Here is a 26,932-nt window from a genome sequence, read left to right on the forward strand (position 1 = left end):
CCTAGGACCTGTACAGTCGGCTGGCGCGCAGCTGCCGCGCGGCTTCGCGCGGGTCGGGCCGGTCCAGGTATGGCAGCGTGCCCAGCAAGGGGGCCGGCAGGCGCTGTTCGAGCGCCTGTATGTTGGCTGGTGCCTGTTGCATTGCCGGGTCGACCTGGTTGGCTACCCAGCCTGCCAGGCGCAGCCCGCGTGCGGCAATCGCCTCGGCGGTGAGCAGGGCATGGCTGATGCAGCCCAACCGTATGCCCACCACCAGGATGACCGGCAGGCCGAGCCGCTGCGCTAAGTCGGCCGTGTCCTGATGGTCGTTCAGCGGCACGCGGAAGCCCCCCACCCCTTCGATGATGATGGCGTCCGCATGTGCGGTGGCCTGCCGATATGCCTGCACGATGGCCTCCGTCTCCAGCGCCACGCCCTCGGCGGCGGCGGCGATGTGTGGTGCGGCCGCGGCGCGCAGCACGTAGGGGCAGTGTCCCGCGCCGGGCAGCGCCACGGTGCTGGCCTGGCGCAGTTGCTCTACGTCCTCGTTGAGCCAGCGGCCGTCGGCCGGCNGCGCGCCGGCCGCCACGGCCTTCNGGCCGGCCGCCGACCGGCCGTGCCGCGCCGCCGCGATCAGCAGCGCGCAGGACACCAGCGTCTTGCCGATCTCGGTGTCGGTGCCGGTGACGAAATAGTCGTGCGGGCGTGGCATATCAGGCATGGCCGAGCTCATCTTCCAAGCGGTTCAGGGTATGGACCAGCCGGTCCACGTCGGCGGGCTGGTGCGCCGCCGAAAGGGTCACGCGAAGGCGCGCGGTGCCGGGCGGCACGGTGGGCGGCCGGATAGCGGGCACCCACAATGCCGCGCGTTCCAGCGCCGCCGCTGCGCGCAGGGCCGCGGCGTTGTCGCCCAGCACGNCCGGCTGGATGGCGGTGGGGGTGGGGTCGTGGCGCCNGCGCCGCNGGCGCAGGCCGGCCNGCAAGCGGCCGGTCAGGGCGCGTAGATGCGCACGGCGNCGTGCGCCCTCCGCGCCTTCGATGAGGTCGAGGCTGGCCAACAGCGCATGGGCCTGCGCCGGCGCTGCGGCGGTGCTGAAGATATACGGCCGGGCGCGGTTGACCAGCCAGTCGATCACGGTCGTGTGTGCGGCCACGAAGGCCCCGCCCACGCCGGCGGCCTTGCCGAGCGTGCCGATCATCACCAAGTGCGGCGAGCTCAGGCCCAGCTGCTCCAGCACGCCGTGGCCGCGTTCGCCCAGCACGCCGAAGCCATGCGCATCGTCCACCACTAGCCAGGCGCCATGGCGCTCGGCCAGTGCCAGCAGCTCGCGCAGCGGAGCAATGTCACCGTCCATCGAAAATACTCCGTCGGTCACGATCAGCCGGGTACGCGCCCGGCTGTCCGCCAGCAGCCTGTCCAGCATGCCGGTATCGCGGTGCGGGTAGACTTGGACGCGCGCGCGCGACAGCCGCGCNCCGTCGATCAACGAGGCATGGTTGAGCGCTTCGGAATAGATCTCGGCGTCCTTGTCGGCGAGCGCGCCCAGCACCGCCAAGTTGGCCATGTAGCCGGTGCAGAAGTACAGCGCCCGGACCTGCTCGATATGCGGCGCCAGCATGGCCGCCAGCCGCTCTTCCAGTTGCGCATGGGCGCGGCTGTGGCCGCTGATCAGGTGCGAGGCCCCGCTGCCCGCGCCGTAGCGCGCGGCGCCATCGGCCAGGGCGGCGATTATCGCCGGGTGGGCCGCCAAGCCCAGGTAGTCGTTGCTGCAGAAGGCCAGCATATAGCGGCCATCGACGCGCACTTGGGGCGCGCAGGGAGTATCGGTGGTGCGTCGGCGGCGGCTCAGATCACGCGCCTCGAGATCGCGCAGGCTGGTTTCCAGGGAGTCGAGCAATTGCATCATCGGGCCTCCAGTGCGTCGTCGAGCGTGGCCAGCGTCTCGCGCGCCAGCCAGGCGGTGGTTGCCTCATCCAGCACGTAGGGCGGCATCAGGTAGACCGTGGCGCCGATGGGGCGCAGCAGCAGGCCGCGCGCCAGCGCCGCCGTCGCATAGCGCTGCGCGAAGCGGGCATCGGCCGCCACGTCGAACGCCCAGATCATGCCGGTGCGCCGCCAGTGGCGAACCGCGGGGTGGTGCCGCAGTGGCGCCAGGGCCGCATCGAATTGCGCCACCCAGGCGCGGTTGCGCGCCAGGATGTCGTCTTCGTCGAAAATGGTCAACGTCGCCAGCGCCGCGCGGCAGGCCAGCGGGTTGCCGGTGTACGAGTGCGAGTGCAGAAAGCCGCGCGCCACGTCGTCATCGTAGAAGGCGTCGTAGATGGCGTCGGTGCTCAGCACCAGTGACAACGGCAGGTAGCCGCCGGTGATGCCTTTGGACAACGTCATCAGGTCGGGCCAGATGCCGGCCTGTTCGCACGCGAAAAATGAGCCAGTGCGCCCGCAGCCGACCGCGATCTCGTCGGCGATCAGGTGCACCTGGTAGCGATCGCACAGCGCGCGCACGTGGCGCAGGTAGGAGGAATCGTGCATCGCCATGCCCGCCGCGCATTGCACCAGAGGCTCGATGATGACCGAGGCGATCTGCCGATGGCGGGCTTCGAGCAAGGCCTGCAGGTTGGCAGCGGCGCGTTGCGCGACGGCGGCAGCGTCTTCGCCGGGGCCTGCTTGGCGGGCATCGGGCGACGCCACCACGTGGGCATGGCGCAACAGGGGATCATAGGCGTCGCGGAACACGGCCACGTCGGTGACGCCCAACGCGCCCAGCGTCTCGCCGTGGTAGCTATGGCGCACGCAGACGAATTCGCGCTTGTTGGTGTGACCCTCGTTGCGCCATGCGTGGAAGCTCATCTTCAGGGCGATTTCCACCGCCGATGCACCGTCCGAGGCATAGAAGCAATGGCCCAACGCGCCGCCAGCGAGCGCCGACAGCCGCTCGGCCAGCTCAACGGCCGGCGCGTGCGTGCAGCCCGCCAGCATCGCGTGCGGCAGCCGGGCCAGTTGGTCGTGCAGCGCGGCGTTGATGCGCGGGTTGGCATGGCCGAACAAGTTCACCCACCACGAGCTGATGGCGTCGAGGTAGCGGCGGCCATCCATGTCGACCAGCCACGGCCCTTCGCCACGCGCCAGCGCCAGCAAGGGCATGGTGGCTTGGCGCTTCATCTGGGTGCAGGGATGCCAGACGTGGCGCAAGCTGCGGGCGCGCCAGTCGGCGGTGCGGGAATCAGGTGCGCGATCGTGCATTGCCGGCTCCAGAACCAAGCCGGGCCCGCCTCGCGGTGACAGCCACCGCGAGTATCAGGCACCGGCCGAACAGTAGAGCGGCGGATAGTAGGAACAGCCGGGCGGGCTGGCAATCCCCGCGACTTTGCAGATATTGGGGGCCGGAAGCGTGCAGAAGGCGGGAATTGGCTGTCCATTCACCGTATCGCGTCGGCATCCCGCGGTGATCTGCGCGGGTGCCGGATGTGAAAAAAATTGTTTCACGATGGTTCCAGCACGCAATTCGCGGACAGATACAGCAGGTTTATCAATCATTTAGGCGAGTCCAACATATGCAGGTGCTTTCCGAAATTTGACCCGGCTTCCCTCGCGTGGCTCCCATGCGGCTCTTCGAAACCGGGCTTTCCGAGGAGTCATCATGGCGAAAATCAAGCTCACCAAGTCCGTAGTCGACTCGGCATAACCTCAAGCCAAGGCCATCGAACTCCGGGATACCGTGGTGTCCGCGGATAGCGCGTGATCCTGGCGCGCAACCTGCTGGGCACGCTGCGCAATCGGGAACTGACGCAGGCCACCAAGGACATTGCCGCCGACACCGGACTGGAACATCGGCTCGTCGCCGATGGTCAGCGCGTGGCCGGCATTTACCGGTGCTCGGTCATGCTCGCCAGCGGTCGCTACGCGACGCTCGATAACGGCATGGGATTCAGCCTGGTGCCGTGGCGGCCCGTGATCGAGCAGCGACTGGGGCAGCAGATCGCCGCGATGGTGCGCGGGGGTGGGGTGTCGTGGGAAACTGGACGCCGACAGGGGCTATCAGTTGGGTAAAAGAACCAGCGCCTTAGATGAATTACGGACTTGCACCGTGATTAGCATCGCCAAGTCAACCCCGCAGCTCAGGCTTCAAGTCTGCAATAAGTCGCGCAGCATCCCTCATGGGGGGGCGACCGAATGCGCGAGCGTACTCCCGGCTGAATTGAGTTGGGCTCTCATAACCCACCTCATGAGCAGCCGAAGTAACGTTATAGCCGGCAGCGATAAGCAGCGTGCGTGCTTGAAGTAGGCGAATCTGCTTTTGGTACTGCAAGGGGCTGAGCGCAGTCACGGCTTTGAAGTGACGGTGGAACGCCGACACGCTCATGGCTGCCCCCTCGGCGAGTTCTTCCATCCGCAAAGGAAGCGCATAGTCCTGGCGGATGCGTTGGATGACACGGCTCATCCGCTCCAGGGCGGTGTTCGGCGTTGCAATGTCCCTCAGCATCCATCCCATTGGGCCTTGCAGCACTCGATACAGAATTTCTCGCTCGTAGGCAGGGGCCAGTGCGGGGATGTCGGTCGGATGTTGCATTAAGCGCAACATGCGTACCCAAGCGTCCAAAAGCTCCGGGGTTACCGCCGCGACGGAGAAGGCTGTTTCCTGTTCGACTCTGCCGGCTGCACTGGGCAAATCCGAGAGCAAATGCGAAATAAGGGACGCGTCGAGGGTCAAGCTTACCGCCAGGTAGGGTTCCCCGGAATCAGTGTCATGCACCACGCCAGCCGCAGGAAGGCCAATGGACATGACGAAGTACGTGGCAGGGTCGTAGTGCAGGGTCTGCCCGCCTACGGTCATGGACTTGCCCCCTTGCAGGATCAGGTTGACCATCGGGTCATACACAGCGGCAAGCTGATGTTGCGGAATTTCCCCCTGAACCATCGCTACACGCGGAATGCCCGTCTCAGTTCGTTGATTTCGAGCGTGGGCAGTCAGGCTTCGGAGTTCGTTCAGTTGTTCTTCCATAGCGATCATTGAACGTTAGGCCCAGTCCAATGACAAGGTAAAAAGCAGAAATAGGCAGAAATTAGACAGGAACAGGTGGGTCAAGATATGAGCGAATGTCTATCGTGTGCGGACACTGCATTTTATTGGAGCCGCACATGGGTACCGTCATCATTAGGGGAGGCAGCCGGGGCATCAGGGCAAAGCAGTTGCGTTGCCGTTGGATGTTTGCGATGTCGGCACCTTCGCGATCTTCCGTTCTGCGGTGGAGCAAGCTTTGGCATCGGAGTTGGGGGCAGAATAGGCTGGACGGCTTGGTAAACAACGCGGGCTACGGGTTATACAACCCAATCGAAGCTGTCACTGAGTCACAGCTTGAAGGCCTGATGAATGTGCATCTGAAAGGTCCGTTCTTCCTGACCCAGACGTTTCTGCCGTTGCTGAGAGATGGCGCGAGTATTGTCAATGTGACCAGTGCGACCACACGAGTGGCGACCGCTGGCGTTGCACTGTATGCGACGTTCAAGGGCGGCTTGGAAGTGTTGACACGCTACATGGCCAAGGAATTTGGCGAGCGCCGCATCCGGGTCAATGCCGTGTCGCCTGGCCCGATCCGCACCGAGCTCAGCGGAGGCTTAACCGCCGAGTTCGAGGCAGTTCTGGTATCGCAGACAGCCCTCGGGCGTGTGGGCGAACCGGAAGAAGTCACCCGTGTAATCGCCTCGCTGCTGACGGGGGATGGTGGCTGGATTAACGCCCAGAGCATCGAAGTCGCCGGCGGCTACATCATTTGAAAGGAGTTTCTTATGCTCGATCATATCTTTCTCACGGTCAGCGACACGGCCTGCTCGATCGCCTTTTACGAAAAGGTATTGCCCATCCTCGGGATCACGAATCGCCACGATTATGACGGCAAAGACGGCCCGACGGGCCATCCTGACCTCAAGGGTTTTGGGGCAAAGGGTCGTATGTTTTTCTGGCTGAGGCAGGGTGTGGCTGCGCCGAGTGCGGTGCATGTCGGCTTCGTTGCCGACTCCGAAGAGATGGTGAACTCCGCCTATACCGAAGCATTGGCGGCTGGCGCGACCGAGATCCATCCACCGGGGCCGCAGCTTCACTACGATCCCCGCTATTACGCGGCACAGGTGCGAGATCTGGATGGCTACAGCCTTGAGTTCGTCTACAAGAGCTGGCAGCACGAGGGTTGATGTGATGATTCGGCAAAATGATGACCTGCACGGGATCGCTGATGCGCTGATCGCGGCAACGAACGCTTTTGATGTCGAACGTGCGCTGGCCTTGTTTGCACCGGATGCCGTAATTGACGATCCGTCCACGGGGCACCGCTTCGACGGCCACGCTGGCATCCGAGACTATATCGAACGGTACTTCGTCGGTTATCACACGGCCACTCGCATCTTGTCGATCAAAAAATCGGGCAGCCGCCGTGCGAGCGTGCGCGTCGATTTCACCGGGGGTTTCGGACATGAGATCGGCCTGCTGAAGATCTCCGCAGATGACCATGGGCTGATCGAGCGCATTGACGCCGGTCTCGAATAACCGGCCTGAGAGCAGAAGCACAATGAAAAAACTGATGATTTATGGCGCTGCTGGCTACACCGGCGGCATGGCGGCAGAGCACGCCGCCTCCGCAGGCCTCGACCTGGTTCTCGCAGGCCGTGCCCGAGACAAAGATGCACTTGAAGCGTTGGCTGGATGCCTTGGTGCCAATGTGCGGCTTTTCTCGCTCGACGATCCCGACGCAATCGGAAAGGGGCTTGAAGGTGTCGCTGTCCTACTCAATACCGCTGGGCCGTTCATGAATACAGCGGGTCCGCTTATGTCTGCCGCGATCCGTGCCGGTGTTCACTACCTCGACTTCTCAGCCGAACTCAGCACCTATCAGGAAGCGTTGGCGCTGGACGCGCAAGCCCGCGCCGCAGGCGTAATGCTTCTGCCGGGTAGCGGGGGTAGCGTCGCAATGCTCGGAAGCCTTGTCGGGCACACGGTAGCGAGAGCCAGGAACCCGCAAAAGATCAGCATCGCCCTTCATGTGTCAGGTTCGATTTCACGGGGCTCGGCGGCCAGCGCGAGTCAAAATGTCGTAACGGAAACACTCCAGCTCGTGGACGGAAAACTCGTCGAGCGTAGCCCCGAGGAAATCCGCGACTTCGATTTCGGCCAAGGACCGCAGCCCGCGTTTCCCGTGACTCTTCCCGACCTCGTGACCATCCACCAGGCGACCGGCGTACCTGACATCGAGACGTTCGTTCACGTCTCCGCGGGTGCGTTTCCGACTGGTGACATCAAAGATATTCCTGTCGGCCCCAGTACCGAAGAACGGACGGCGAATCGGTACTACGCGACCGCTGAAGTCACTGATGTTGATGGCACAGCGGTACGTTCAATACTTAATGCGGTGAATGGGTACACCTTTACCTCTATGGCGGCTGCTGAAGCAGCCCGCCGAGTGCTTGCCGGTGAAGTTCGCACGGGTTACCAAACTCCCGCTGGCCTGTTTGGTCACGGCTTTGCCGAGACTATTGCGGATACTCAGATTATCGACGCACATTAACCATGACACTACGCAGGTGGATACGCGATTAGGACGGTCGCTGACAGACCACCTCCACATTAACGCCATCCGGGTCGAGCACGTAGGCGGCGTAGTAGTGGGCATGGTAGCGCGTCCGAACACCAGGCGGCCCGTTGTCGGTTCCACCTGCGTTCAGTGCAGCTCGGTAGAAGGCATCGACGATGGAGCGATCTTCCGCTGAAAAAGCAATGTGCGTCCCCGTCCCGGGGGATTCGTTGTCATGAATCCAGAGGCACGGATACCCATCCTTGCCGAATCCATGACGAGTGCCTCCCATGCGGGTGTGCTCGGGGCCGACCGCGATGACCCAGGCAATATCCAAAGGTGCAAGGGCACGTTCATAAAAACGTCGCGATGCTTCGGCATCGCGCACGGCGAATTCAATGTGATCAAGGATAGTCATGGCGATGTGTCACTCAGAAGGGGGGCAAGAAACATCCCGAAAGACTGGCCGGCGAGGTTGGCGACCGCCAATAGACGCGCCTTGGATAACCCGGCGCGTGCTGCTGCCGACAAGCCCTGGAGGGTCGTGACTACATAATCGGCGAGTTCCCGCGCCCGCTGGGGCTCCGTTTCGCTTATGTAATGCTCGATAAAATGAGCAGCAGCTTCCCCGTAGGCATTGGCCAGAGCGCGAGCCTGTGGATCGTCGGCGCGCATGCCCTCCGCCACCATGCAGCCACGCTTGGTTTTCGACTTCGTGTAAAGCTCGGCCCCTCGTAACAACAAGTCGTTGATTGCTTCGGGAAGTGGTCGGCCGGGTGTCAGAATCTTGTTTGCTGGAAGATTGGCCTCTTCGACATAGACTGTCAGGCAGTGTGCATAAAGTCCTGCCTTGCTGCCGTAAGCGGCATAGAGGCTAGGCGGGTTGATGCCGAGGACGCGCGTAAGTTCGGCGACCCCTACGGCGTCATACCCCCGTTCATGGAACAGTTCCTTCGCAATGGAAATTCCGGCTTCACGGTCGAAGGCGCGCCGCGATGGGCGGGCTGGCAGGCGTCCGGCATCGCCCTTGGGCGATGCCGACTGTCTCTGTTTCATAGTCGATGGGCTCATCCAGTATTCGTGGGAAATTTCAAAAATGGCCCGAAAACAACAAGGGCCCGGCCAATATTACGTTGGGCCACCTTGGGCGTGAAGCAGGCATCAACTGTCCGGAAGCCCCTCGGCCCAGGACGTGCGCGATGGCATACCCGATGCCCTTGTTTGCTCCCGTGACAACCGCTGTCATTGAAGCGGCTTCGGGGCTCGTCATAGATGTACCTCTGCATTCTGACCGCTGACGTGGAATCTCAGATCCCCCATCAGGTGGGGCACGACAGCTCGCCGAACAAAGCACCAACTGCCATCTTGCTTAACAAACCTGTCGTGGTAATGGCCGGTGCAGATCGCCTGCAACGGAAACCCCGAAACTTCCTGATGAACCGTGAAATAGCAGATCGAAGTGGCTGATTCCTTATCCAGATCGACTTCGATAAGAACGTTTGAGACGGAGTGCCATGTACGCGGCGTTCCGTCGTCATGTCGCTGTAAGCCAGACACCAGGAACTGTTCGATCGCCGCCTGGCCTTCGGCGCTCGCACCGGGAACCTCCAGCGTTGCATGCTGCAAGAGCTCCGCTACCTCGTCAAACTTCCCTGCGTCGAGCAGGTGTGGGTAGGTGGCGATTAAGCGACTGATCTCACGTTCGGCGATCAACAGAGCAATGTAGCCAAGATCATTTTCGGAAAAATTCATTGTGTTCTTTGTGTAGTTTCGGCTGAACGTTGAGGGACAAAGCAGCCCCCGGTCGATGGTTGTGAAATGCTGTATCCGAGCCACCTCAAGGAGGTCGTGGCGTGCATGAGCATTGCACTATCATTGCTTTAGTGATCACTATACTCTACTATAGCGATCACTACAAATAGAGGTGTGAAATGTCTAATTTGAACCGAAAAATTGTCGTCGTGACCGGCGGCGGCAGTGGAATCGGCCTGGCGATTGCTAAGAGATTGGCAAGCGAAGGAGCCAACGTGGTGATTACTGGCAGGCGGCAGGCTGTGCTGGACGAAGCGGTAGCCTTGCTAGGCGACCGTGCGGTAGGGATCGTTGCCGACGTGAGCAAGACGTCCAGTCTCGAAGCACTGTATGCCGATGTGCGGCGGCGATTCGGTCGAATCGATGTCCTTGTGGTCAATGCCGGCGGCGGCGTGCATGCGCCGCTTGGACAGATCACAGAGGCTCAGATCGACCAACAGTTCTCTACCAATGTGAAGGGCGTGGTGCTGACGATCCAAGGGGCGTTGTCTTTGTTGTCCGCCGGTTCCAACGTGGTAATCATTGGCTCCACGGCATCTATGGACCCTGGCCCCACAATGAGTATCTATGGTGCCACCAAGGCGGCCGTGCGCAACATGGTGCGCAGTTGGGTTGCCGAACTCAAAGGCTCGGACATACGGCTCAACATCGTAAGTCCAGGGCCGACCAATACGGACTCTCTGCGTGAGGCTTTCGGAGACAAGGCCGAAGAAGGTCTGGCGTTTCTGACTGCGAAGAGTCCATTGGGACGCATAGGCGAGCCGGAGGAAATCGCGTCGGCAGTGGCGTTTCTGGCCAGCGACGAGGCGAGCTACATCAATGGCGTAGAACTGTTCGCGGATGGTGGTGCATCTCAGACCTAATTGATCCGGCCGACTAGGGTCAATCATCGACACTGTGTGGATAAAAAAGGCGACGAACATCGGGCATCACTGAGGCTGTCCGTCAATGACCACTGTAAACCCAGTAGATCATGCTTATGGAGATGCGTCATCTCAGGTGCTTCTTGGCAGTGGCCGAGGAGCTCCACTTCGCTCGTTCTACGGAGAAACTGCATATCGAGCAGTCGTCATTGTCGCGAACAATCAAGGAGCTTGAAGAAGACCTAGGCGAGCAGTTGTTCGTTCGCACCAGCCGCGGTACGCGGCATATCGACCGCTACATCATTCCGATCTTGGGCCGCATCAAAGTGCCAGATCTAACACGCGCCGATGTGAGTGAAATGATGCATGCCTATTCGCATATACCTTCTGCGATAAATCGGGCGTTTGCGTGCCCGCGCAAGATGCTGAACATGGCAGAAGTGTGGGGCTATTGTTCGGACGGCTCGAAACTTTGTCGTCATGTACCGGTGTACCCGGAGAACGGGAAAACTCGCTTCATCACCGACGAAGAGCTGGTGCGCATCTATGAGTATCTGATCGTGCGGATGAGGAAGGCCTGGAACATCCGCTACTGACTCTGGGTATACGTCTGCAGTTTGCTTTCGCAGCATGTATGTCCGAGATCAGGCTGCTGGAGTGGGCGTGGGTGGATTTTGACAATCGTCGCATCGAATGGCCAGATAGCAAGACGGGAAAAATTTCCAAGCCTATGAGCGAAGACGCATATCAGCTTCTGTCTTTGGCGCCCCGCATTGAAGGGTCACCTTACGTCTGCCCAAGTGTATTTCGTGCCGATCAACCGATGTTCGAGGGAACCTATAAGAACGGTTGGACGCGTATTTTGGAGCGTGCCGAGGTACCTCACGTCGGCACCCATGGTATTCGTCATCGGGCAGCTACTGACATTGCCAATTCGGGGGTATCAGTCAAGATTGGCATGGCGCTGACAGCGCATAAAACGGCAACAATGTTTATGCGATACGTCCATGCAGAAGATCATCCTGTTCGGGAGGCGGCCGAACGCGTGGCAAATTTGCGTAAGGGGCTGGTCGGAGCATGTCTAGAGGGGAGTGCGCCACAGGTTGCTCTAGGCCCAACCGATCAGGAAAGAGGGCACACCAGCTTGGGGAAGTACCGACCGTATCGACATCGTCGAGTGTTGGATCGCGCTATTCCGCCCGGGACCAAACACGCAGGTTCGTTGAAGGTGGAGCAGTCATGACAGATGAAAGATCTAAGACGGAAGAACAGCTCATTGAGCTCTACGGTGTCCTCTTATCGCTGGATGAATTGTCCGCGGTTCTTAAACGCAGTCGGGATGGCGTAGCGTAGCGATGTTGGGTGGCTCGGAGTTTGCTCGGACCTGGGGGCCACTCAAGAGAAAGATTGGGCGGCGTATATATTTTCGAGCGAGCGATGTCGCTCGAGTGATTGACGATAGTCATTGATGTTGAGCTAGAACTGTAGCTTACGCAGTTGTTGACCAGGGGTTCTCGGAGTTACTTGGGGGGCTGGTCTTGCGCACATAGTCCTCGATCAAGGCCTTGGCTTTTACCGAATCAATAAGCGATGGGGAGTAGGGGCGCGCTGTCATGATGCTGCGTAACTGATCTGGAGTAATGCTGTCGAAGGTGGCCTCCACTATGACGCTCATGCCTTTTTTCAGTTCCCATGTCATGCTTTTGACGACTGCGCAGCAGTCCATGCAAATTCGTGGAATATGGCGCCATGCAGAGCTACTACGAGTGGGCGCGTGAGTTTGAAATCCCACCTTTCCATTCTGGAACTTGACAGTTTGATGCTTAGGGCGTGCGCAGGTGGGGCAGTGCCAACAATCCTCTAATTCCTTCCACATTCGGGCCGAGCCCTCCTGAGATAAGAGGATCGCTTCGTAGTTCTTGGGAGGGGTACAGCGTGGCTTTTTGTTCACTGTACGCCAACGACTCCAGTCTGATTGGTGGGAGATAGTCTTTTCTTTAAAGGCGCGTTGCAACGCATCGGCTGATAGCCATTCAAAGCCAGACTGCGTTCCACGGTTATAGGGGTTTCCCAGGGTAGGCACTGGTACGAAGCCCAGGGGGTATCTTTCGTACCAGTGGTCTTGCATGACGGCGGCCTTGGCCACCTCAAGGATCAGTTTCATTCGCGCGCGATAAGTGGGGCGAACGTCGATCCAGAGGAGGCGTAACTCGTTCTCGTCGATCTGATGGGGCGTGTGAGGCTGCGACCGGATGAACTGTTGGATTTGGCCGATCGAAAATGATTGATGCGTGAGGTTTATCTTGTCGTGTTGCGATAGCAGAGCTTTGGCGTGTGCATCTGCATTATTGCAGTCCTCGCACACCAGCACCGGATCATATGCAGCGAAGGCGGTGTCCATGCGTTCCACCAGAGCCAGGCCGGTATTGGTATGCCGGTTTGTCTGCGTATCTATGAACACCTTCCTGAACGCCGCTTTGAGTGCATCGCTCATGTGGTCATGATGGATAACGAGTTTTGCCAAAATCTGTTCTTTATTTCCCGCTCGGGAGATTTCGAACTTGTTTCGGTCGCAGCACGGACATCGCCAGTCTTGCGAGGAGCCGATCCAGTTGCTATTCATTTCCAAAGTCCCCAGACCGTGATGCGATTTTATCTGACGAGACAATGGCGAGTCAGGACCATCCAGTAATGTCGGAGTCCCATCGTTGATGCACTGAATGGCTAATTCCACGGCATGTACGTGACGGGCGGCCATTTCTTCATAGTCCTCCCGATGCTGCTGCGCCCATTGTGCCAGTGCATTGAACGTGATGCCTGGTGCATCAGGTGTGGTATCTCTGACGCTCATCAAGATTGCTTCTCCTCGTTGCGTATTCTGTATATCGGTCTTTTGGCAATGTCGATGTCACCCAGACATCTGATAGGAACAATTCTACGTTTCAAGCTGCGGGTACCGGACGGTGTTGCCCGATGCTAAGTTGCGGCAAAAAGAGCTGGAGAACATGCGGCGTCTGCTCGAATCTCGCGAAACGCTGTCCCTCAAGGGCGACAAACCATAGTCGTGCGTCCCGGAGTACCGCCGTTGGGCTCGCGGGCTGCGCCCTATGCTTCGTGCCGAATCGCAGCCATTCGGCGCTGATCCCTGATGCCTCCGGCCTGGATCGTTGATCCTGGCCTGCGCGTGCTGCGCACTTGCCAACAGCGGGTGTGTGGCTGTTGGAGGTGTAGGCGGCTTGCTGTTCCCTTCACGGTATCACGGCGATCGCAACCGTAAAGGACTGCGCGTGCTCGCACGCTTGCGGCCTGACGGCCGTCTTCGATCCCTGACTGCTTGCGCTGCGCCGTGCTGGCCACGGTTCCGGGCAATTCCGCCTGAGCAACCGGAGCACGATCATGTCGCAACTGTCCTTTTCCTCATCCGATGACACTTTGCTGGTGCGTGATGCCCAGGGGCGCTACCTGCCGGCATCGGTGGATCAAATTATCGAAGCGGCACGCCAGGCCATCGAGCTGAAGATGCAGCGTGGTGTTGAGTTCACTTCCCCGGCGCTGGTCAAAGAGTACCTGCGCAACAAGCTGGCAGGCTTCGATCATGAAGTCTTTGCTGTGTTGTTTCTGGATACGCGCCACCGACTGATCGAGTACCGGGAGATGTTCCACGGCACCATCGACAGTGCCTCGGTGTATCCGCGTGAAGTGGTCAAGGAGGCACTGCGGCTCAATGCCGCGGCAGTCATCCTCTCGCACAACCATCCGAGCGGGAATCCTGAGCCGTCGCAGGCCGATAAGGTGCTAACACAGCGGCTCAAGGAAGCACCGGGGCTGGTGGAGGTGCGCATGTTGGATCACGTCATTGTGGCGGGAGCCAATACGGCGTCGTTTGCCGAGCTAGGGCTGATCTGATTCTTGGGGCTTCGGCCCCTTTTTTACTTTGACTTTTTATTGTGCAGCGTCTGATTTCGACCCAAAGCGGCCTGTAGCTCGGTGATGAAGCAGCCACTCAATGTTTTGGCTTGACTTCCTGTCTCAGAATAAATCTTGATAGTATGATGGTTGCAAATAGACTAAAAAAGTAGAAGAGCAAGTGTTCAACAATAATCAGCAATTCGGCGACGGACCTCGCCAGCTGTTCGACATTGGGGACTCTGAGGGTGTCAATGAGTCCGAGCGTATCTTGACCTCTTTATGCCGGCACTCGTTTCTCTGTCTTTGGTCTCACACCAACATTTACACTGATGAAGGCTTCAAAGACGGCAAGGGAGGAACAAAGGAACTCTGCGATGCCCTCGTTGTTTTCGGAAATGACATAGTCATTTTTTCGGACAAGCACATTAAGTTTCAGCAGAACAAGGAACTTAAGGTAGCTTGGCCTCGCTGGTATAAGCGGGCTGTGCTCGACTCGTGTCGTCAATTGCATGGAGCAAAATCCTGGCTCACCCGTTTCCCGAAAAGAGCATTTCTTGATGCGAAGTGCCTTCGAGAACTTCCGATACCTGTACCAATTGGGGAAGATGTTCGATTTCATCTTGTAGCTGTCACGCGCGGTAGCAGAGATGCAGCATTAGCAGCTCATGGTGGAGAAGGGTTAGGGTCATTTGGCGTTTGTAGCAGCCTAGAAGGTGACGGCCATTTAACTGCGCCGTTCCTGATTGGACTGCCTGAGCCAAATAAACAGTTCGTACACGTTTTCGACGAAGTTAGCATTGAGCTATTGATGAAAGAGTTCGATACAGCAGTTGACTTCATAGACTACCTCAAGGCTCGCGAGGCTCTGCTGGGGCGCCGCGGAACGATCGTGACCTCCTCCGGCGAAGAAGATTTGATGGCTGTGTACCTGTCTAACATGGACGAGTCAGGAATGCAGCATGTGTTCTTCAACTTGCCCCAAGGAGAATCTTCGCCGGACATGGTCCTTTTTAACGGCTCTCACTACAAGGAACTCAGCACTAATTCGAGCTATAAGCGGAAGAAGCTTGCCGACAAAATCAGCTACGAATGGGATGCGCTGATTGAACGTTTCGTTGAATACGGTGACCCAGGTCTGCACGAACACTTCGTGGACCAGAGCGCGTCAGAAACTGAGGTTGGTCTCCGTCTGCTCGCCGCCGAGTCCCGCTTTAGGCGACGGCAATTGGCTGAGGTATTTATTGGAGCATTGCATCGGGTAAAGTCGGGAGAGCGACTAGGGCGGCTTGTCTACGGTGGTATTGCTAATGAAACGGTTTTTGTCTTTGTTGTAGTTCCAAAGCGCCCTGACGAGTCATATGTTGAGTACCGAACGTACCGAATGAGTATCCTTCATGCCTATGTGCAAACGGCACGACTCAAGGCTGAACTGGCAACGACTTTTGTAGGCATCGCCTTTGATAACCCACACAAAGACTATGAAGGCGGCTCCGAAGACTTATTTGTTCTGTCTAAGGATGTTTGGACCGAAAAGGAACTGGCAGAACTGGAGCAAAAGCGTCAAGAGTTTGGTCTGTGGGGAGCCGCAATGGAATACTGGCGGTATCGTCAGGACGAGTTTCCTCAAGAAAACCAAGCAGTCGCGCTACAGCGAGTAGAAGTAAAAGACAAACAGCCGGCACATTCACTTACCGCCAAGAAACTAAATGCCGTGAAAAATCGCAAGAAGATGCAGCAAAAATCAAAGCGCCAAAATCGCAGGAGATAAGCTAACCCAGCATAAATTGACTCCGGGAGTGTCGGCTTTGGAAGGACATGGTTCAAAGTCAGCTTCTGGCCGAAAACTGCTGGAGGAATTATGGAGAACCTAACAAGGAATCAACATTTTATCTCTCAGTCCGAGCAGCGCAGTAACTGCATAGACGAGAGCAGACCAAAGGATAAGCAGCGAATCTACAAATTTGAAATTGCCGATCGCGAAAATAGCGTTGTTCGCCTGTCCAATCCTGACGGCGTCAAGATCAAGAAGAATCTATCTTTTGATGATCTTTTTAGTTTTGATGTAAAAAGCTCATCTCTAAGAAGAAATCTAGAGGATTTCTTTCAGAAATTTGAAATGGATCTGGCTCCAGCCGCTGACCTTCTTATCTCCGAGTCAAAGGTCAATTCTGGGGGCGATGTTTTGAAGGGCGCCGCTGAACGAGTATTCAAAGCAAAGCTCATGGGATGGATTAGAAACCCATATTCTATTGCTCGAACAATTAATATGTATAAGGGGCTGGTGGGAATGTATCCGACTGATCCTTTTTTGCTAGGCGACTTCTCCGACATTCGCGCGGGAACAAAGCCTCACCTAGCTCGTGTTTGCGCAGAGTTTGGGGTGACGATTGATCAGTACCTCCAGTGGCTGGAAATTCTTTTTCTGGCGTTAATGACCCCACCTGACGATACAAAAAGTATTTTGGAATCGTCCGTTGAGAAGATTATTGAGTCAAAGGGTCACATGGGCCATGTGATAGTAGCAACCTTTGACGACGTTGCGGGCTGTCGAGTCGCTATACCTGATACAGGTTACCTTCAAGGAACTCAGGACCCCAACCACAATATGTTTCTTTTTAATTTGAGCCGGAGTGCGTTTGCTTCATTCAATATCCTAGACTTGTCAAAGCAGACCCTTGTAAAGGTCCCGTCGCATATGAAGAAGCAAGTAGAGTCGTTCAATATTAAATTTTCGGCACAGCATCACCACAATAATACGGGGTTACTTGAGAGATTTAACGTACTTGCTGCGTATCAAGCCCATTCTCATATTTTTTGTGCCGACCCTCAAGTCTTCGGAGTTACCACTATTCAATGAGTGCTATTGCTTTATGCTATGGGTCACCCGTCCGGTCGCAATGGGTAAGGAAGCGCCAGGATGGATTGGTTTGAGCCGATTAGAGGTTTATTCGGCCCAGTGCTGGAAGGCTACTCTTTACCTTTGGCGGTTGAAGGCAAGATCGCAACTAGACGGCCTCGGTAGCCAGAATGCTTGCTGCCAGCTCCAAGAAAAGACGACAGAATTACTTATTGAACTGACCGTCCCCTTCTGGCCGGGAGCTGTCTATGGCGACAGACGCTTCCGACCCAAAGCGGTCAGTCAGTCGTCTCCTCGAAAAGAAGCATCGAAATCTAACGCCTGAGTCAAGCCGTGCCGCGAAGCGGCGTCGGCCTGAATGAATTGTTAGGCATGCGCACTATTGCGCCTGCCAATTAACCGCCACGCAGGTGGAGACTGCATCCGCTTGCTGCGCACGACACGGCCAGTTGTGAGATGAACGAAAGCGATAAGCATAGGGCAAATCAAGTTGCTGCTGATTCAATCTCCGTCCTTGTATCTTGTTCTGCGCTTTAGCCACTTTTTGTGATGCCCCAGCGCTCAAAGATTGACCACCTTCAGGCCGCTGCTGTTGTCTGGGTCCGATAGAAGTCCTTCGAGCTTTTTGACTTGAGTATGCGGCGTAGCAATTGCCAGCAAGCGCTGGGCACGTGATGCACCCACGTAAAGCTTGCGAAGATCCTCTGCCATAGAGGCGGGGGCGCCGGTTTCAAGGTGCTCGATAATGCCCTTCGCCTTTGCGGTTGAGAGCACTACACATACCGCTGGGAATTCGGCCCCCTTGACGCTATGGATGGTTCGAGCTGAATGACCATTTAATAGGGGCGGCCGCAAGGCCTCTGCCAGCTTTTCATGACGCTTTAAAACCTGCTTGATTGATCTGTCTCCACCTGGGGGCAGTTTTCCTCTCAGAATTTCCCGCGCCTCGTCCAACCAGCCGTCCGCGTCTTTGTGTCTCTCTTGTTCAAATCGCAACTGCTTGCCAAGCCTGAGCATATTAGGACGCCAAGATTGATACTTGTCATCAACAGCATCCATGTGCTGACGATAGGTCTTCCGTGCGAGATGGCCCTCCAGGGTTAACACGACGCGATGCATTTCCTCGAGTGCATCTTGCCGGCCGCCTAGTTCGAATGATGAATGTAAGTCGCCGATGGCAGCTGCCAAGCGGCAGGCCAGATGTCCGGACCCATTGTCGACAGGCAAGCCCAGCGCACGGGACGCGCTGAGGCGGGTCGCCGCGACTACGGGGCAGTCCTTCGCTGAAATCTTCATCTGGGCCACGAGCGATCCGAAGTATTCGCCGACGGCCGAAGGGACACTCTGCCCTTTATAAGCCAGCAAGTAGACCGGACTGAGTTCAGCGCGATGCTCGCCTAGTGCTTCTTCGTAGGGACGCCCGGGCTCCGGCCTCTTTAGGCGCGAGATCGCACTCACGATGTGCTGACTCGACCGGAAATTCCCCGTAAGCGACAAGCGTCGGTCTTTCCCAAATTTTTCCGCAAAGGCTCTCAACTCCGTGGATACCCCACCTCGAAAGCCATAGATCGACTGCTGGGGGTCACAGATGACCTTCACAGGGATGCCAGCGCTGAGGAACCATTCAATGATGCGGAGATCATCGGGATTACAGTCTTGAGCCTCGTCGACAATGATCTCGCCGAACCTTGCGACTAAGGCTTTCGCTAGAGGCGAGTCATTATTTAGTGCCTTGAGACGCCCCAGCGCCAACAGGCGCGCATCCTGGTAGTCAAGCTCACCACGCGCCCTGAAGCGCGCTCGCATGGATTTTGCCGCAGTCAAGTGTGCCTTCGACAAAGAGTCGATCCCCAACTCTTTCAGTTCTTTAGGGATAGCCTCTCCAGTCTCTCGGTCGAAACACTTCAACGGAATCGGCCTAGCCTTATCAAACGGTTTAACCTCCCGGAGCTCCAGATCCGGGATTAGCCTTGGCCGGGCCAGCGAACCTGGGATACCAAATGGCGCCACGAGAACTCGCCACAGGAAGCTGTCGAAGGTTCCGATGAAGTGCGGCATGACTGGGGATGGCAAGAGCCCTTCACGGCGCAGGCGAACATCCAACTCTGACACTGCAACTTCAGTGAATGACAAAAACGCGATGCCGCGCTTCCATCCCTTCCTGTCCAGCAGATGGCGCGCTCTTTCGATCAGCACCCGGGTTTTTCCCGCACCTGGGCACGCCGTAACAAACGCTGAGCCATCGAAGGTGATGACCGTCGCTTGCTCAGCGGTCGGTTTGAATGCCTTCGTCATCGGACCAGCGCCTCAATGGCGACCCGCAGGTAGTCCGGAACCTTGAAGTCCTTAGCCTCCCGCAGACTCTCGGCCAGAGTCTGTGCAAAATCGCCCTTCGGGGTGTTGACAAAGAGCCGCTGGATAGCACGAGCTTTGGCCTCACGGTCAGCGTTCGCCAAGGCGTTCGTCCAGTTGGATTCCGATCTGGGGTGAGCCTTCAGGTAGGCAGCCTTCAGCAGCTCCTCATTGCCCGTTAGCGCAAGCTCGGACTCCAGCGAAAAGTCGTTCACCGATACATCAAGGAAGTCGCCAGCACCTTGCTCGGCCGCAAATGCCAAGAGTTCCGCCCTTCGGCTTGCGCCAGGGCTGAGCTGACCACTCTTCAAGTCCCATCCGTCACCATCAGTGATCGCAACCACGCGATCAGCAATTCGAGCGCCCTGGTGATGCGTGAGCAGCAGTTGCGCATAGGGCATGAAGTCCACGCCCTCAATGGGAACGAAGATGGCCGAGCGGAAGAGTCGCAGCTTCTCGACTTGGTCGTTCAGGACAAACTTCCTGGCAATGACAGGAAGCAGGAGTGCTTCGGCTATACCCTCGACAAGGACGACGCGCCCTCCGAATAGCAAGGCCGATTTGGTGACATCCAGATAGCGGTCGACTTTCCTCCGAGAAATGCCGTCGAGCGCGAGCTCACCGAGCGGCACACAACGGGATGCGCGTCGCTGCACTACTGACATCTTGAATTGCACCTCCAACGGAGCTGCCGGCGCAGCTGCTATTGCCGGGTGAACAGCCTTAGGTAACTCTGTCTCCGGTTGCCTGGACGCAGAGGGAGATGCGGCAATCGGCTTAGGCAATTCGCCGGTAACGCTCACAACAGTTGTGGGCACATCCGCCTGCATCGTAGGCAACTGCACAGAAGCAACTGCGAGGGCATCCGCCGCATCTGGCACGTCGTCCCAGTCTGCTTCGGGAACTGCGGACTCATCTGCAGCCGTCGTCTCAAGCACTGCCGCCGTGCGAAAGACGACGATTTTCTGGTTCTGCACCCAGGCAGAGAGGTTTGGAGAATGTGTGGCGACGACCACCTGTACCCGGCCGGCGGGCGCATCAAGCGGAACCTTCCGCGACTTAGACTTCTCGGCTTGGTCCTCAAGGAAGCCAAGCACCGCGGCCTGAAGCTGGGGATGAAGATGGGCCTCCGGCTCCTCGACCAGAAATAGCGTCAGGTCCACGTCATGCGAGCGCTCCAGCTCGATGGCGATCGTCGCCATGAACAAGAGATTGGCGTAGCCGTGACCCGAGTACCGCAGGTCCTCAGGCTCTAGCCCATGGTCTGCCAACTTGAATCGCAAGTCGCGCGCTATGTCGATCAGGTTTTCGTCGTTTGCGAAGCCCAATGCACTGCCCTGTCGACGCACACCGCCAGTCAACGCCTCCAGATTTCCGTCTACGGCACTTCCAACCCGGGTCAGTATGTCCGATGAGGTTGTTCGGCGAAGCTCTGCCGCGACGTCCTCTGCCTTCTGATTTCCCATGAAGTGGTTCAGAAGCGCATGAATTCGAGTCGGATTACCAGACGCCAGAGCGCGCTTGGCATCCCGCAGCGGAGGCAGATAGACATGTCGAATGGTGTCATGCGCACCAGGCTCCGGTGTCTCTCTGTGCGGACCAGCCCAAAGCCGCGGCCGTACTACTGACTTCCCGCCCGACGCGGCGTACTGCAAGCCGAATTTGCATGAAGACATAGAGTCATCGGTAACGGCGCTGAGAAGGCGACCCGCTTGACCAGGGCTCAGGTCTTCAAAGAGTGCCTCGAGTTCGAAGTCGGGGCGGACGCTGCCAAACCTAACATCTGTTGACTCGCAATACAGCTCACGACGGCCGCTCAACGGGAGCGTTAGAAGTCGCATTGCGTCAATCGCATTGCTCTTGCCACCGTTGTTTTCGCCTACGAAGACAGTTAGGTCCTCATAAAGCGGTATCTCAATCTGATCGAACGAGCGAAAATTCTTCGCCGTCAGCTTCCTCAAGTACACCGGTTCTCCCCCAGAGGCCCTTAAGCCCTTTGTGTGTTCGTAGTTATTCCATGGTCGGTCTATCTTCCAGTCGACTCGCCGCCGAGCCAGATGCCGAGAACATGACTACCTGCCGCGCCTCGAGGCAGCAAGGCTTAGCACGCGGCATCCGCATCGTTCCCCTCCCACCTGCATGACTGGTTCGCCATCGACGGCGGTCGTCACTGCTGCCGCGCCGACCGGTGAGCCAATGACGGCTTCCTGCAAGGAACCGTGAGACCGGTAAGTTGCCGCGAATGACGGCAAGCGCTGCAAAGCAAAAATTTAACTGCGTCAAGCGAACTTCCGATCTTGGTCGAAAGAAGCCGGTAACACATATGGATAATAAACGAAACAAATAATTGCGTCTCCGCTTCGCGGACCGCACTGCTCCAGGTTCGCTATCCACTCATCCCTGACGGGACTGGCATTCGCCAGCCTTCCACATCCCTGACGCCTACGGCCCGGCTTCCAGCTTCGGGCCTGCGCGCTTGCGCTTGCGTGCGGTTTGCACATCGTGGCGGCCGTTGCCATGTCCAGCCGTGTCTCCTGACTCCATCACCTTGCTCGCGACTGTAGCCCGTGGCCGCGTGCCGTCAAGGCGCGCCAGGCCGTGTCCTCGGCTGCGCCTGCGGGCCGCTCCACCCTGACGCTTTTCTCCTTGACGGCCCCCGTCCGTGGGCTCCTGACCGTCGCGGGCGATGAACTCAGGAAAGACGGTGGCAACAGGGCCAACCGGGTTCTTCGTGCCAACCGCACCGAACAGCCACAAAGGCTGGGCTCCGAATCTTGGAATCCGGTGTGCGGTGTGAACAGCAAACCCTTTTCGTCAGGAGTAAAGACCATGCTTGCATCCCGTTTCGCTTCCCATTCCCCGGTACTGCGCAGCGATTCCCCGCTGTCCGACGACCAGATTCACCGCGTGGCCCCGTCCATCTTCGCGGACGCCCCGCATGAGAGCCGTTCCGAGCGGTACAGCTATATCCCCACCGCCGCCGTGCTGACCGAACTGCGCAAGGAAGGGTTTCAGCCCTTCATGGTGGCGCAGACCCGCACCCGCGTTGCCGACCGGCGCGACTTCACCAAGCACATGATTCGCCTGCGCCATGCCAGCCAGATCAACGGCGCGGAAGCCAACGAAATCGTGCTGCTCAACTCCCATGACGGCACCAGTAGCTATCAGATGCTGGCCGGCATGTTCCGCTTTGTCTGCGCCAATGGCCTTGTCTGCGGCGACACCGTGGCCGATGTGCGCATTCCCCACAAAGGCGATGTGGCCGGTTCCGTTATCGAAGGCGCTTATGAGGTATTGAGCGGCTTCGAGCGGGTGAAAGAGAACCGCGAAGCCATGCGGGCCGTGACGCTCGACGATGGCGAAGCCGAGGTATTCGCCCGCGCCGCGCTGGCCTTGAAATACGACGACCCGGACAAGCCCGCGCCGGTGTCCGAATCGCAAATCCTGATGCCGCGCCGCTTCGTCGACCGCCGCCCGGACTTGTGGAGCGTATTCAACCGCGCCCAGGAGAACCTGACCAAAGGCGGCTTGTCCGGGCGCAGCGCCAACGGACGCCGCCAGCGCACCCGCCCCGTACAGGGCATTGATTCCGATGTGCGCCTGAACCGCGCCCTGTGGCTGCTGGCCGATGGCCTGCGCCAGTTGAAAGCCTGATTCCCCTACGCGGCAGGGGCAGGCAGCAACCCTTGCCGCGTCATTCGCTGCTGCATTCCATCCTCGCAAGGAGTCATCACCATGAACGCCACCAACCACACCGAGACCCAAGCCATCCACGCCGCCGCCAGCGCCGCACCTGCCATCCCGCTCGAAGCCGCCGACCCCACCAAGAACCTGATTCTGGTGCCGCTGTCGCGGCTGGTATCGCGCCCCAAGGGCTGCAACGTGCGCAAGAGCCCGCGCATGTCCATTCCCGAACTCGCCGCCAGCATCCAGCGTGTCGGCCTGCTGCAAAACCTGATCGTCACCGCGACCGCTGACGGCGAGCAATACGAAGTCGTGGCCGGTGGCCGTCGCCTTGCCGCCTTGAAGCTGCTGGCGAAGAAGCGCCGCATCAGCAAGGAATGGGAAGTGCCTTGCCTGCGGGTGGCCAACGCCACTGCCCGCACGGCGAGCCTCACCGAGAACGTGCAGCGTGAAGCCATGCACCCGGCAGACCAGTTCGAAGCCTTCGCCGCGCTGGTGATGGATGGCCGCAGCATTGAGGACATAGCGGCAGATTTCAGCGTCACGCCGCTGGTGGTGCAGCGTCGTTTGAAACTCGCCAACGTGTCGCCGCGCCTGCTGGCCGACTACCGGGCCGAAGCCGTCAGCCTTGACCAGTTGATGGCCCTTGCGATTACCGACGACCATGCCGCGCAGGAAGCCGCGTTCTACGATGCGCCGACATGGCAGCGCCATCCCTCGTACTTGCGCGAACGCCTGACCGAGCGGGAAATGGATGCCCATCACCATCCGCTGGTGCGCTTCGTCGGGCTGGACGCCTACGAAGCCGCAGGCGGTGGCATCCGTCGCGACTTGTTTGCCGAAGGTGATACCGGCGTGTATCTGACCGATGCGGCGCTGCTGGAACGGCTGGCGCAGGACAAGCTGGCAGGTATTGCCGCCGAGGTGAAGGCCGAGGGATGGGCATGGGTGGATGCCACGCCTTCTGTCACCCATGCCGACCTTCATACCTTCCAGCGCGCCCCGAGGGAGCGCCGCGAACCGAACAAGCGCGAAGCCGCCCGCATCGAGACGCTGCAAGCCAAGCTGCACGCACTGGCCGAAGCCGTGGATGCCGCGCTGGACGCCGACGACGAAGACAAGGCCGACGCCTTGCAGGAGGAAGGCGAACGCCTGGGCGAGCAGTTGCAGGCGTTGGAAGATGGCTTGCAGGACTACAGCGCGACCGTGAAGGCCGCAGCCGGTGCCATCGTCACTATCGACCGCAACGGCGCAGCCGTCGTGCATCGTGGCCTGATGCGGGAAGCCGAAGCCCGCGCACTGCGCACGCTGGAACGCTTGCGGCAGGGGTTCGGCAGCGAAGGCGAAGCCGGGAACGACGACGAGGAAGAAGCCGACGGCGCACCCAAGACCGCCTCTATGTCCGACCGGCTGGCGCAGCGCCTGAGCACCCACCGCACCGCCGCGCTGCAAATCGAAGTCACCCGGCATCCGCAAGTGGCACTGGCGGCGCTGGTGCATGGCATGGTGCAGACCGTCTTGCAGGAAAGCCGCTACGGCCTGAACCGTGACAGCCTGCCGCTGGGCGTGCGCCTGACCGTGCAAGACAGGCTCGAAGGCATGGCCCCGGACTGGCCGGAATCGCCTGCTGCCGTGGCGCTGCGCGAACTGCAACAGGTGGCAGGCGATGCCTTGCCGCAGGACAGCGCCGAACTGTTCGCCGCATTGCTGGCAAAGCCGCAGGATGAACTGGTGCGGCTGCTGGCCGTGTGCGTGGCGTCCACGGTGGACGTAGTGACGCCACGCGCCACGGCGCAGCAACCGGGTGCGGAACTGGCGCAGGCCGTGGGGCTGGATATGGCCGCATGGTGGCAGCCGACCGCCGAAGGCTACTTCAAGCACGTTTCCAAGGCCGCGATTCTGGACGCCGTGGGCGAGTTTGCGCCAGAGCATGTCACCCGGCTGGCGAAGTTGAAGAAGGCCGACATTGCCAGCGAAGCCGAACGGCTGGCCGATGGCACTGGCTGGATGCCTGCCATCTTCCGCGCCGAAGGCCCGCAGCAGGATGCGCAGGCCGTGGCAGATAATGAAGACGCCGAAGCACCGGAAGTTGCCGCTATGGCGGATGAATCGACGCAGCCCGAGCGACAGGCCGCGTGATCTCTCCATCCATGCAAGCAAGCGCCTTGGTTTCGGCCAAGGCGGTTTGCTGCCCAATCAGCACCGGCCCCAAGCCGTGCCGCCTTGGGGCCGGTGGTCAAAAATCCGGGCACGGCAGTGNCCACGCCCGGTTCCAAGGCCCAGCGATAGCATGGCAGGTCAACGACCTGCCAGAGTGTTAAGCACAAAGTCGGCGCGCTGCGCTACGCCGACCTTGGGCAGCAGCGATACCGCATAGCCCAGCGCCGGATAAGCGTGCTGGAGCCGCTCGAATTCGATCAGGGCGGCATCCATGTCGTGGCGGCGCTCCGCATCCTGCACATAGATGTCGGGCCAGGGTGGCGCGAGGAAAACGCACGGGTGGTAGCGGTACTGCTGACCGAGAGTGTCCAGCACAGGTTCGCCGGTCAATGCCTGGAGTGCTGCCGCCGCGTCGATCAGGCCACGGTCAAAGAACACCCATTGCGAGCCGTCGCGTGATGCATGGGCATGGTCATCCAGCGCCATGTCGATGGCCCGGCGCAGGAAGGCCGTCATGTCGAGCCACGGCAGGGCTCGGCCGCCTGTGCGGGTTTGTTCCTGCACGATGCGCCGTCCGGGTTCTTCGACAACGGCATGGCCGCGTTGCTGGAGTTCGGCCAGCAGGGTTGATTTGCCGCCGCCCGAGCAGCCGGAAATGATGACGAAGGGGTTCATGGTGTCGGTGTCCGATTAATAAGTGGGTTTAGCTGTGCTGGCCAGCGGTGGGGAACGTCGGGCGTGNCGGCGCATCGCGCCGCCGGGCTTTCGGGCTGCGCCCCGTTCCGCCAAGCCGTCACGGCCATGAGGCATCAATCCCTCACGCCTTCGCGCCTGCGGCGCTGCGCGCTACCGCTTGCGAGATAAGGGCCTCGCCGCATTGGGCAGGGCTGGTGGGGCTACGCCCCGGCTTGCCGCAGCAGGTTGTGCAAAAGCGTCTCGTGTCCGACGCTGGCGGTTCGTTGCCTGTTCGTCACGAAGGACGGTTCACGGACACGTCGCCCGGCCTTGCTATGGGGATTCCACGCCACGCCTCAAGCATGTGCCGCGAGCGGTGGCAGGGGGGCGCTCTGGCCTTGTCGTCGGCGCATTGACCTGGCTCGTGTCAGAGCGCAAGTCGGTGAAGCCGTCGCGCGGGGATGCCGAGTCGGCCATGTCTCCATTCGGGAGCGGTCGGCCTGTACGTCCTTGTCCTTGTCGTGAATCCTGGCGGTGGCGCGGCTGCGCCTTGGGCTTCATGGCCGCAACCTTGCAGCGCAAACAATTTCCCCTGCGCTGCGCGCATTCCTCGCGGGCCAAATTGTGTACGCTTCCAGGTTCTCCACGGTGTTGCGACCGCTGCGCGGTGCGGCCCGCCCATCCCCCGCCGGGCGGATCACAACAAGGACGCACTGACGCGACCTTGATTCACCCGAAAGGAGAAAACATCATGGCTAACATCGGCACCTTCACCGCAGACAAAGACGGCTACACCGGCACGCTGCGCACCCTAACGCTCAACGTCAAGGTCAAGCTGGTTCCCAACGACAAGGGCAATACCGAGAGCGCCCCCGACTTCCGCCTCCAAGCGGCAGGCCACGACTTCGGCGCAGCGTGGAAGAAAACCACCGAGGCCGGGCGGGATTACCTGTCGGTGGCCATCGACGATCCTTCGTTCCCGGCGACGGTCTATGCCCGCCTGATCGAAGGCGAGAACGGCACGCACGACCTGATCTGGTCGCGCAGCAAGCCCAGGGCGGCCTGACGGCCGCCGCGG

The 26,932-nt window shown here is 59.3% G+C and carries 23 protein-coding genes and 6 pseudogenes; 13 read left to right on the forward strand and 16 right to left on the reverse strand.

The window, feature by feature from the left end:
• Nucleotide 1: 1 nt before the first annotated feature.
• From bioD to ACNA0J_RS02890, 7 genes and pseudogenes are all read right to left on the reverse strand, one after another.
• The coding region (gene bioD / locus ACNA0J_RS02860) for a dethiobiotin synthase (RefSeq protein WP_415816182.1) at nucleotides 2-551 on the reverse strand (550 nt) is incomplete at its 5' end.
• Between the two features lie 25 nt (nucleotides 552-576).
• Nucleotides 577-691 (reverse strand): annotated as a pseudogene (locus ACNA0J_RS02865) (AAA family ATPase); the annotation flags it as partial.
• Nucleotide 692: 1 nt separating this feature from the next.
• Nucleotides 693-897, reverse strand: a pseudogene (locus ACNA0J_RS02870) (8-amino-7-oxononanoate synthase); the annotation flags it as partial.
• A gap of 99 nt (nucleotides 898-996) precedes the next feature.
• Nucleotides 997-1,454, reverse strand: a pseudogene (locus ACNA0J_RS02875) (aminotransferase class I/II-fold pyridoxal phosphate-dependent enzyme); the annotation flags it as partial.
• Nucleotide 1,455: 1 nt separating this feature from the next.
• Nucleotides 1,456-1,883: pseudogene (locus ACNA0J_RS02880) on the reverse strand (aminotransferase class I/II-fold pyridoxal phosphate-dependent enzyme); the annotation flags it as partial.
• Nucleotides 1,883-3,223, reverse strand: coding sequence for an adenosylmethionine--8-amino-7-oxononanoate transaminase (bioA, locus tag ACNA0J_RS02885; RefSeq protein WP_415816184.1), 1,341 nt, complete (start codon nucleotides 3,221-3,223; stop codon nucleotides 1,883-1,885). The pseudogene ACNA0J_RS02880 and the gene bioA, both read right to left, overlap by 1 nt.
• A 54-nt stretch (nucleotides 3,224-3,277) precedes the next feature.
• Entirely contained in the window at nucleotides 3,278-3,517 is a 240-nt protein-coding gene (locus ACNA0J_RS02890; RefSeq protein ID WP_415816186.1) for a hypothetical protein, read from the reverse strand.
• 198 nt (nucleotides 3,518-3,715) lie between these two features.
• Between ACNA0J_RS02890 and ACNA0J_RS02895 the strand changes: the two are divergent.
• Nucleotides 3,716-4,030: pseudogene (locus ACNA0J_RS02895) on the forward strand (DUF3363 domain-containing protein); the annotation flags it as partial.
• 55 nt (nucleotides 4,031-4,085) lie between these two features.
• On the opposite strand, the gene ACNA0J_RS02900 reads toward ACNA0J_RS02895, so the two are convergent.
• Nucleotides 4,086-4,982 (reverse strand): AraC family transcriptional regulator, encoded by an 897-nt coding sequence (locus ACNA0J_RS02900; RefSeq protein ID WP_415816188.1) that lies wholly within the window; start codon nucleotides 4,980-4,982, stop codon nucleotides 4,086-4,088.
• A gap of 212 nt (nucleotides 4,983-5,194) precedes the next feature.
• Here ACNA0J_RS02900 and ACNA0J_RS02905 point away from each other — a divergent pair, with 212 nt between their 5' ends.
• From ACNA0J_RS02905 to ACNA0J_RS02920, 4 genes are read left to right on the forward strand one after another with little or no spacing between them, the layout of a single operon-like run.
• Nucleotides 5,195-5,755, forward strand: coding sequence for an SDR family NAD(P)-dependent oxidoreductase (locus tag ACNA0J_RS02905; protein WP_415816514.1), 561 nt, complete (start codon nucleotides 5,195-5,197; stop codon nucleotides 5,753-5,755).
• Between the two features lie 12 nt (nucleotides 5,756-5,767).
• The gene (locus tag ACNA0J_RS02910; protein ID WP_415816190.1) at nucleotides 5,768-6,169 is read left to right on the forward strand and encodes a VOC family protein; all 402 of its coding nucleotides are present in this window, start codon (nucleotides 5,768-5,770) and stop codon (nucleotides 6,167-6,169) included.
• Between the two features lie 4 nt (nucleotides 6,170-6,173).
• On the forward strand, nucleotides 6,174-6,521 hold the full coding sequence (locus tag ACNA0J_RS02915; protein WP_415816192.1) for a nuclear transport factor 2 family protein: 348 nt from the start codon (nucleotides 6,174-6,176) through the stop codon (nucleotides 6,519-6,521).
• Between the two features lie 22 nt (nucleotides 6,522-6,543).
• Nucleotides 6,544-7,536, forward strand: coding sequence for a saccharopine dehydrogenase family protein (locus tag ACNA0J_RS02920; protein WP_415816194.1), 993 nt, complete (start codon nucleotides 6,544-6,546; stop codon nucleotides 7,534-7,536).
• 28 nt (nucleotides 7,537-7,564) lie between these two features.
• Here the strand turns inward: ACNA0J_RS02920 and ACNA0J_RS02925 are convergent, their stop codons facing one another.
• The 3 genes from ACNA0J_RS02925 to ACNA0J_RS02935 form a co-directional block, all read right to left on the reverse strand.
• Entirely contained in the window at nucleotides 7,565-7,960 is a 396-nt protein-coding gene (locus ACNA0J_RS02925) for a VOC family protein (protein ID WP_415816196.1), read from the reverse strand.
• Entirely contained in the window at nucleotides 7,957-8,598 is a 642-nt protein-coding gene (locus ACNA0J_RS02930; protein WP_415816198.1) for a TetR/AcrR family transcriptional regulator, read from the reverse strand. The genes ACNA0J_RS02925 and ACNA0J_RS02930 overlap by 4 nt, the downstream gene beginning before the upstream one ends.
• Nucleotides 8,599-8,808: 210 nt before the next feature.
• Entirely contained in the window at nucleotides 8,809-9,294 is a 486-nt protein-coding gene (locus tag ACNA0J_RS02935; protein WP_415816200.1) for a nuclear transport factor 2 family protein, read from the reverse strand.
• Between the two features lie 179 nt (nucleotides 9,295-9,473).
• On the opposite strand from ACNA0J_RS02935, the gene ACNA0J_RS02940 reads away from it, so the two are divergent.
• A complete protein-coding gene (locus ACNA0J_RS02940) occupies nucleotides 9,474-10,217 on the forward strand; it encodes an SDR family NAD(P)-dependent oxidoreductase (protein ID WP_415816202.1) in 744 nt (247 codons plus the stop codon).
• 116 nt (nucleotides 10,218-10,333) lie between these two features.
• Nucleotides 10,334-11,460 (forward strand): annotated as a pseudogene (locus ACNA0J_RS02945) (LysR family transcriptional regulator).
• A 246-nt stretch (nucleotides 11,461-11,706) separates the two neighbouring features.
• On the opposite strand, the gene ACNA0J_RS02950 reads toward ACNA0J_RS02945, so the two are convergent.
• A complete protein-coding gene (locus ACNA0J_RS02950; protein WP_415816204.1) occupies nucleotides 11,707-13,068 on the reverse strand; it encodes a hypothetical protein in 1,362 nt (453 codons plus the stop codon).
• A 545-nt stretch (nucleotides 13,069-13,613) separates the two neighbouring features.
• On the opposite strand from ACNA0J_RS02950, the gene radC reads away from it, so the two are divergent.
• The 3 genes from radC (at nucleotide 13,614) to ACNA0J_RS02970 (ending at nucleotide 16,983) form a co-directional block, all read left to right on the forward strand.
• Nucleotides 13,614-14,123 carry a RadC family protein gene (radC, locus tag ACNA0J_RS02960; RefSeq protein ID WP_415816206.1) on the forward strand — a complete coding sequence of 170 codons (510 nt, stop codon included), beginning with the start codon at nucleotides 13,614-13,616 and terminating at the stop codon, nucleotides 14,121-14,123.
• 181 nt (nucleotides 14,124-14,304) lie between these two features.
• Nucleotides 14,305-15,894, forward strand: coding sequence for a hypothetical protein (locus ACNA0J_RS02965; RefSeq protein WP_415816208.1), 1,590 nt, complete (start codon nucleotides 14,305-14,307; stop codon nucleotides 15,892-15,894).
• A gap of 90 nt (nucleotides 15,895-15,984) precedes the next feature.
• Nucleotides 15,985-16,983: a hypothetical protein gene (locus tag ACNA0J_RS02970; RefSeq protein ID WP_415816210.1), complete on the forward strand. Its 999-nt coding sequence runs from the start codon at nucleotides 15,985-15,987 to the stop codon at nucleotides 16,981-16,983.
• A 561-nt stretch (nucleotides 16,984-17,544) separates the two neighbouring features.
• On the opposite strand, the gene ACNA0J_RS02975 is transcribed toward ACNA0J_RS02970, so the two are convergent.
• From ACNA0J_RS02975 to ACNA0J_RS02985, 3 genes are all read right to left on the reverse strand, one after another.
• Nucleotides 17,545-19,278, reverse strand: coding sequence for a UvrD-helicase domain-containing protein (locus ACNA0J_RS02975; protein ID WP_415816212.1), 1,734 nt, complete (start codon nucleotides 19,276-19,278; stop codon nucleotides 17,545-17,547).
• Nucleotides 19,275-21,296, reverse strand: a complete 2,022-nt coding sequence (locus ACNA0J_RS02980) for an ATP-dependent nuclease (RefSeq protein WP_415816214.1) — start codon at nucleotides 21,294-21,296, stop codon at nucleotides 19,275-19,277. Before ACNA0J_RS02980 ends, ACNA0J_RS02975 begins: the two co-directional genes overlap by 4 nt.
• A gap of 481 nt (nucleotides 21,297-21,777) precedes the next feature.
• A complete protein-coding gene (locus tag ACNA0J_RS02985; RefSeq protein ID WP_415816216.1) occupies nucleotides 21,778-22,092 on the reverse strand; it encodes a hypothetical protein in 315 nt (104 codons plus the stop codon).
• Between the two features lie 72 nt (nucleotides 22,093-22,164).
• Between ACNA0J_RS02985 and ACNA0J_RS02990 the strand changes: the two genes are divergently transcribed.
• The gene (locus tag ACNA0J_RS02990) at nucleotides 22,165-22,989 is read left to right on the forward strand and encodes a DUF932 domain-containing protein (protein WP_415816218.1); all 825 of its coding nucleotides are present in this window, start codon (nucleotides 22,165-22,167) and stop codon (nucleotides 22,987-22,989) included.
• An 81-nt stretch (nucleotides 22,990-23,070) separates the two neighbouring features.
• Nucleotides 23,071-25,158: a ParB/RepB/Spo0J family partition protein gene (locus tag ACNA0J_RS02995; RefSeq protein WP_415816220.1), complete on the forward strand. Its 2,088-nt coding sequence runs from the start codon at nucleotides 23,071-23,073 to the stop codon at nucleotides 25,156-25,158.
• Between the two features lie 159 nt (nucleotides 25,159-25,317).
• On the opposite strand, the gene ACNA0J_RS03000 is transcribed toward ACNA0J_RS02995, so the two are convergent.
• On the reverse strand, nucleotides 25,318-25,854 hold the full coding sequence (locus ACNA0J_RS03000) for an AAA family ATPase (protein WP_415816222.1): 537 nt from the start codon (nucleotides 25,852-25,854) through the stop codon (nucleotides 25,318-25,320).
• A gap of 751 nt (nucleotides 25,855-26,605) precedes the next feature.
• Here ACNA0J_RS03000 and ACNA0J_RS03005 point away from each other — a divergent pair.
• Nucleotides 26,606-26,920, forward strand: a complete 315-nt coding sequence (locus ACNA0J_RS03005; RefSeq protein WP_415816224.1) for a DUF736 domain-containing protein — start codon at nucleotides 26,606-26,608, stop codon at nucleotides 26,918-26,920.
• Nucleotides 26,921-26,932: the final 12 nt, after the last annotated feature.

Origin of the sequence: Bordetella tumbae (assembly GCF_965139195.1) — a bacterium.
Classification (GTDB): Bacteria; Pseudomonadota; Gammaproteobacteria; order Burkholderiales; family Burkholderiaceae_B; genus Bordetella_A; species Bordetella_A tumbae.

Coding starts and splice junctions, on each gene's coding strand:
- bioA (WP_415816184.1), bottom strand. CDS start 3,223: ATGCACGATCGCGCACCTGATTCCCGCACCGCCGACTGGCGCGCCCGC.
- ACNA0J_RS02890 (WP_415816186.1), bottom strand. CDS start 3,517: ATGATTGATAAACCTGCTGTATCTGTCCGCGAATTGCGTGCTGGAACC.
- ACNA0J_RS02900 (WP_415816188.1), bottom strand. CDS start 4,982: ATGGAAGAACAACTGAACGAACTCCGAAGCCTGACTGCCCACGCTCGA.
- ACNA0J_RS02905 (WP_415816514.1), top strand. CDS start 5,195: ATGTCGGCACCTTCGCGATCTTCCGTTCTGCGGTGGAGCAAGCTTTGG.
- ACNA0J_RS02910 (WP_415816190.1), top strand. CDS start 5,768: ATGCTCGATCATATCTTTCTCACGGTCAGCGACACGGCCTGCTCGATC.
- ACNA0J_RS02915 (WP_415816192.1), top strand. CDS start 6,174: ATGATTCGGCAAAATGATGACCTGCACGGGATCGCTGATGCGCTGATC.
- ACNA0J_RS02920 (WP_415816194.1), top strand. CDS start 6,544: ATGAAAAAACTGATGATTTATGGCGCTGCTGGCTACACCGGCGGCATG.
- ACNA0J_RS02925 (WP_415816196.1), bottom strand. CDS start 7,960: ATGACTATCCTTGATCACATTGAATTCGCCGTGCGCGATGCCGAAGCA.
- ACNA0J_RS02930 (WP_415816198.1), bottom strand. CDS start 8,598: ATGAAACAGAGACAGTCGGCATCGCCCAAGGGCGATGCCGGACGCCTG.
- ACNA0J_RS02935 (WP_415816200.1), bottom strand. CDS start 9,294: ATGAATTTTTCCGAAAATGATCTTGGCTACATTGCTCTGTTGATCGCC.
- ACNA0J_RS02940 (WP_415816202.1), top strand. CDS start 9,474: ATGTCTAATTTGAACCGAAAAATTGTCGTCGTGACCGGCGGCGGCAGT.
- ACNA0J_RS02950 (WP_415816204.1), bottom strand. CDS start 13,068: ATGAGCGTCAGAGATACCACACCTGATGCACCAGGCATCACGTTCAAT.
- radC (WP_415816206.1), top strand. CDS start 13,614: ATGTCGCAACTGTCCTTTTCCTCATCCGATGACACTTTGCTGGTGCGT.
- ACNA0J_RS02970 (WP_415816210.1), top strand. CDS start 15,985: ATGGAGAACCTAACAAGGAATCAACATTTTATCTCTCAGTCCGAGCAG.
- ACNA0J_RS02975 (WP_415816212.1), bottom strand. CDS start 19,278: ATGACGAAGGCATTCAAACCGACCGCTGAGCAAGCGACGGTCATCACC.
- ACNA0J_RS02990 (WP_415816218.1), top strand. CDS start 22,165: ATGCTTGCATCCCGTTTCGCTTCCCATTCCCCGGTACTGCGCAGCGAT.
- ACNA0J_RS02995 (WP_415816220.1), top strand. CDS start 23,071: ATGAACGCCACCAACCACACCGAGACCCAAGCCATCCACGCCGCCGCC.
- ACNA0J_RS03000 (WP_415816222.1), bottom strand. CDS start 25,854: ATGAACCCCTTCGTCATCATTTCCGGCTGCTCGGGCGGCGGCAAATCA.
- ACNA0J_RS03005 (WP_415816224.1), top strand. CDS start 26,606: ATGGCTAACATCGGCACCTTCACCGCAGACAAAGACGGCTACACCGGC.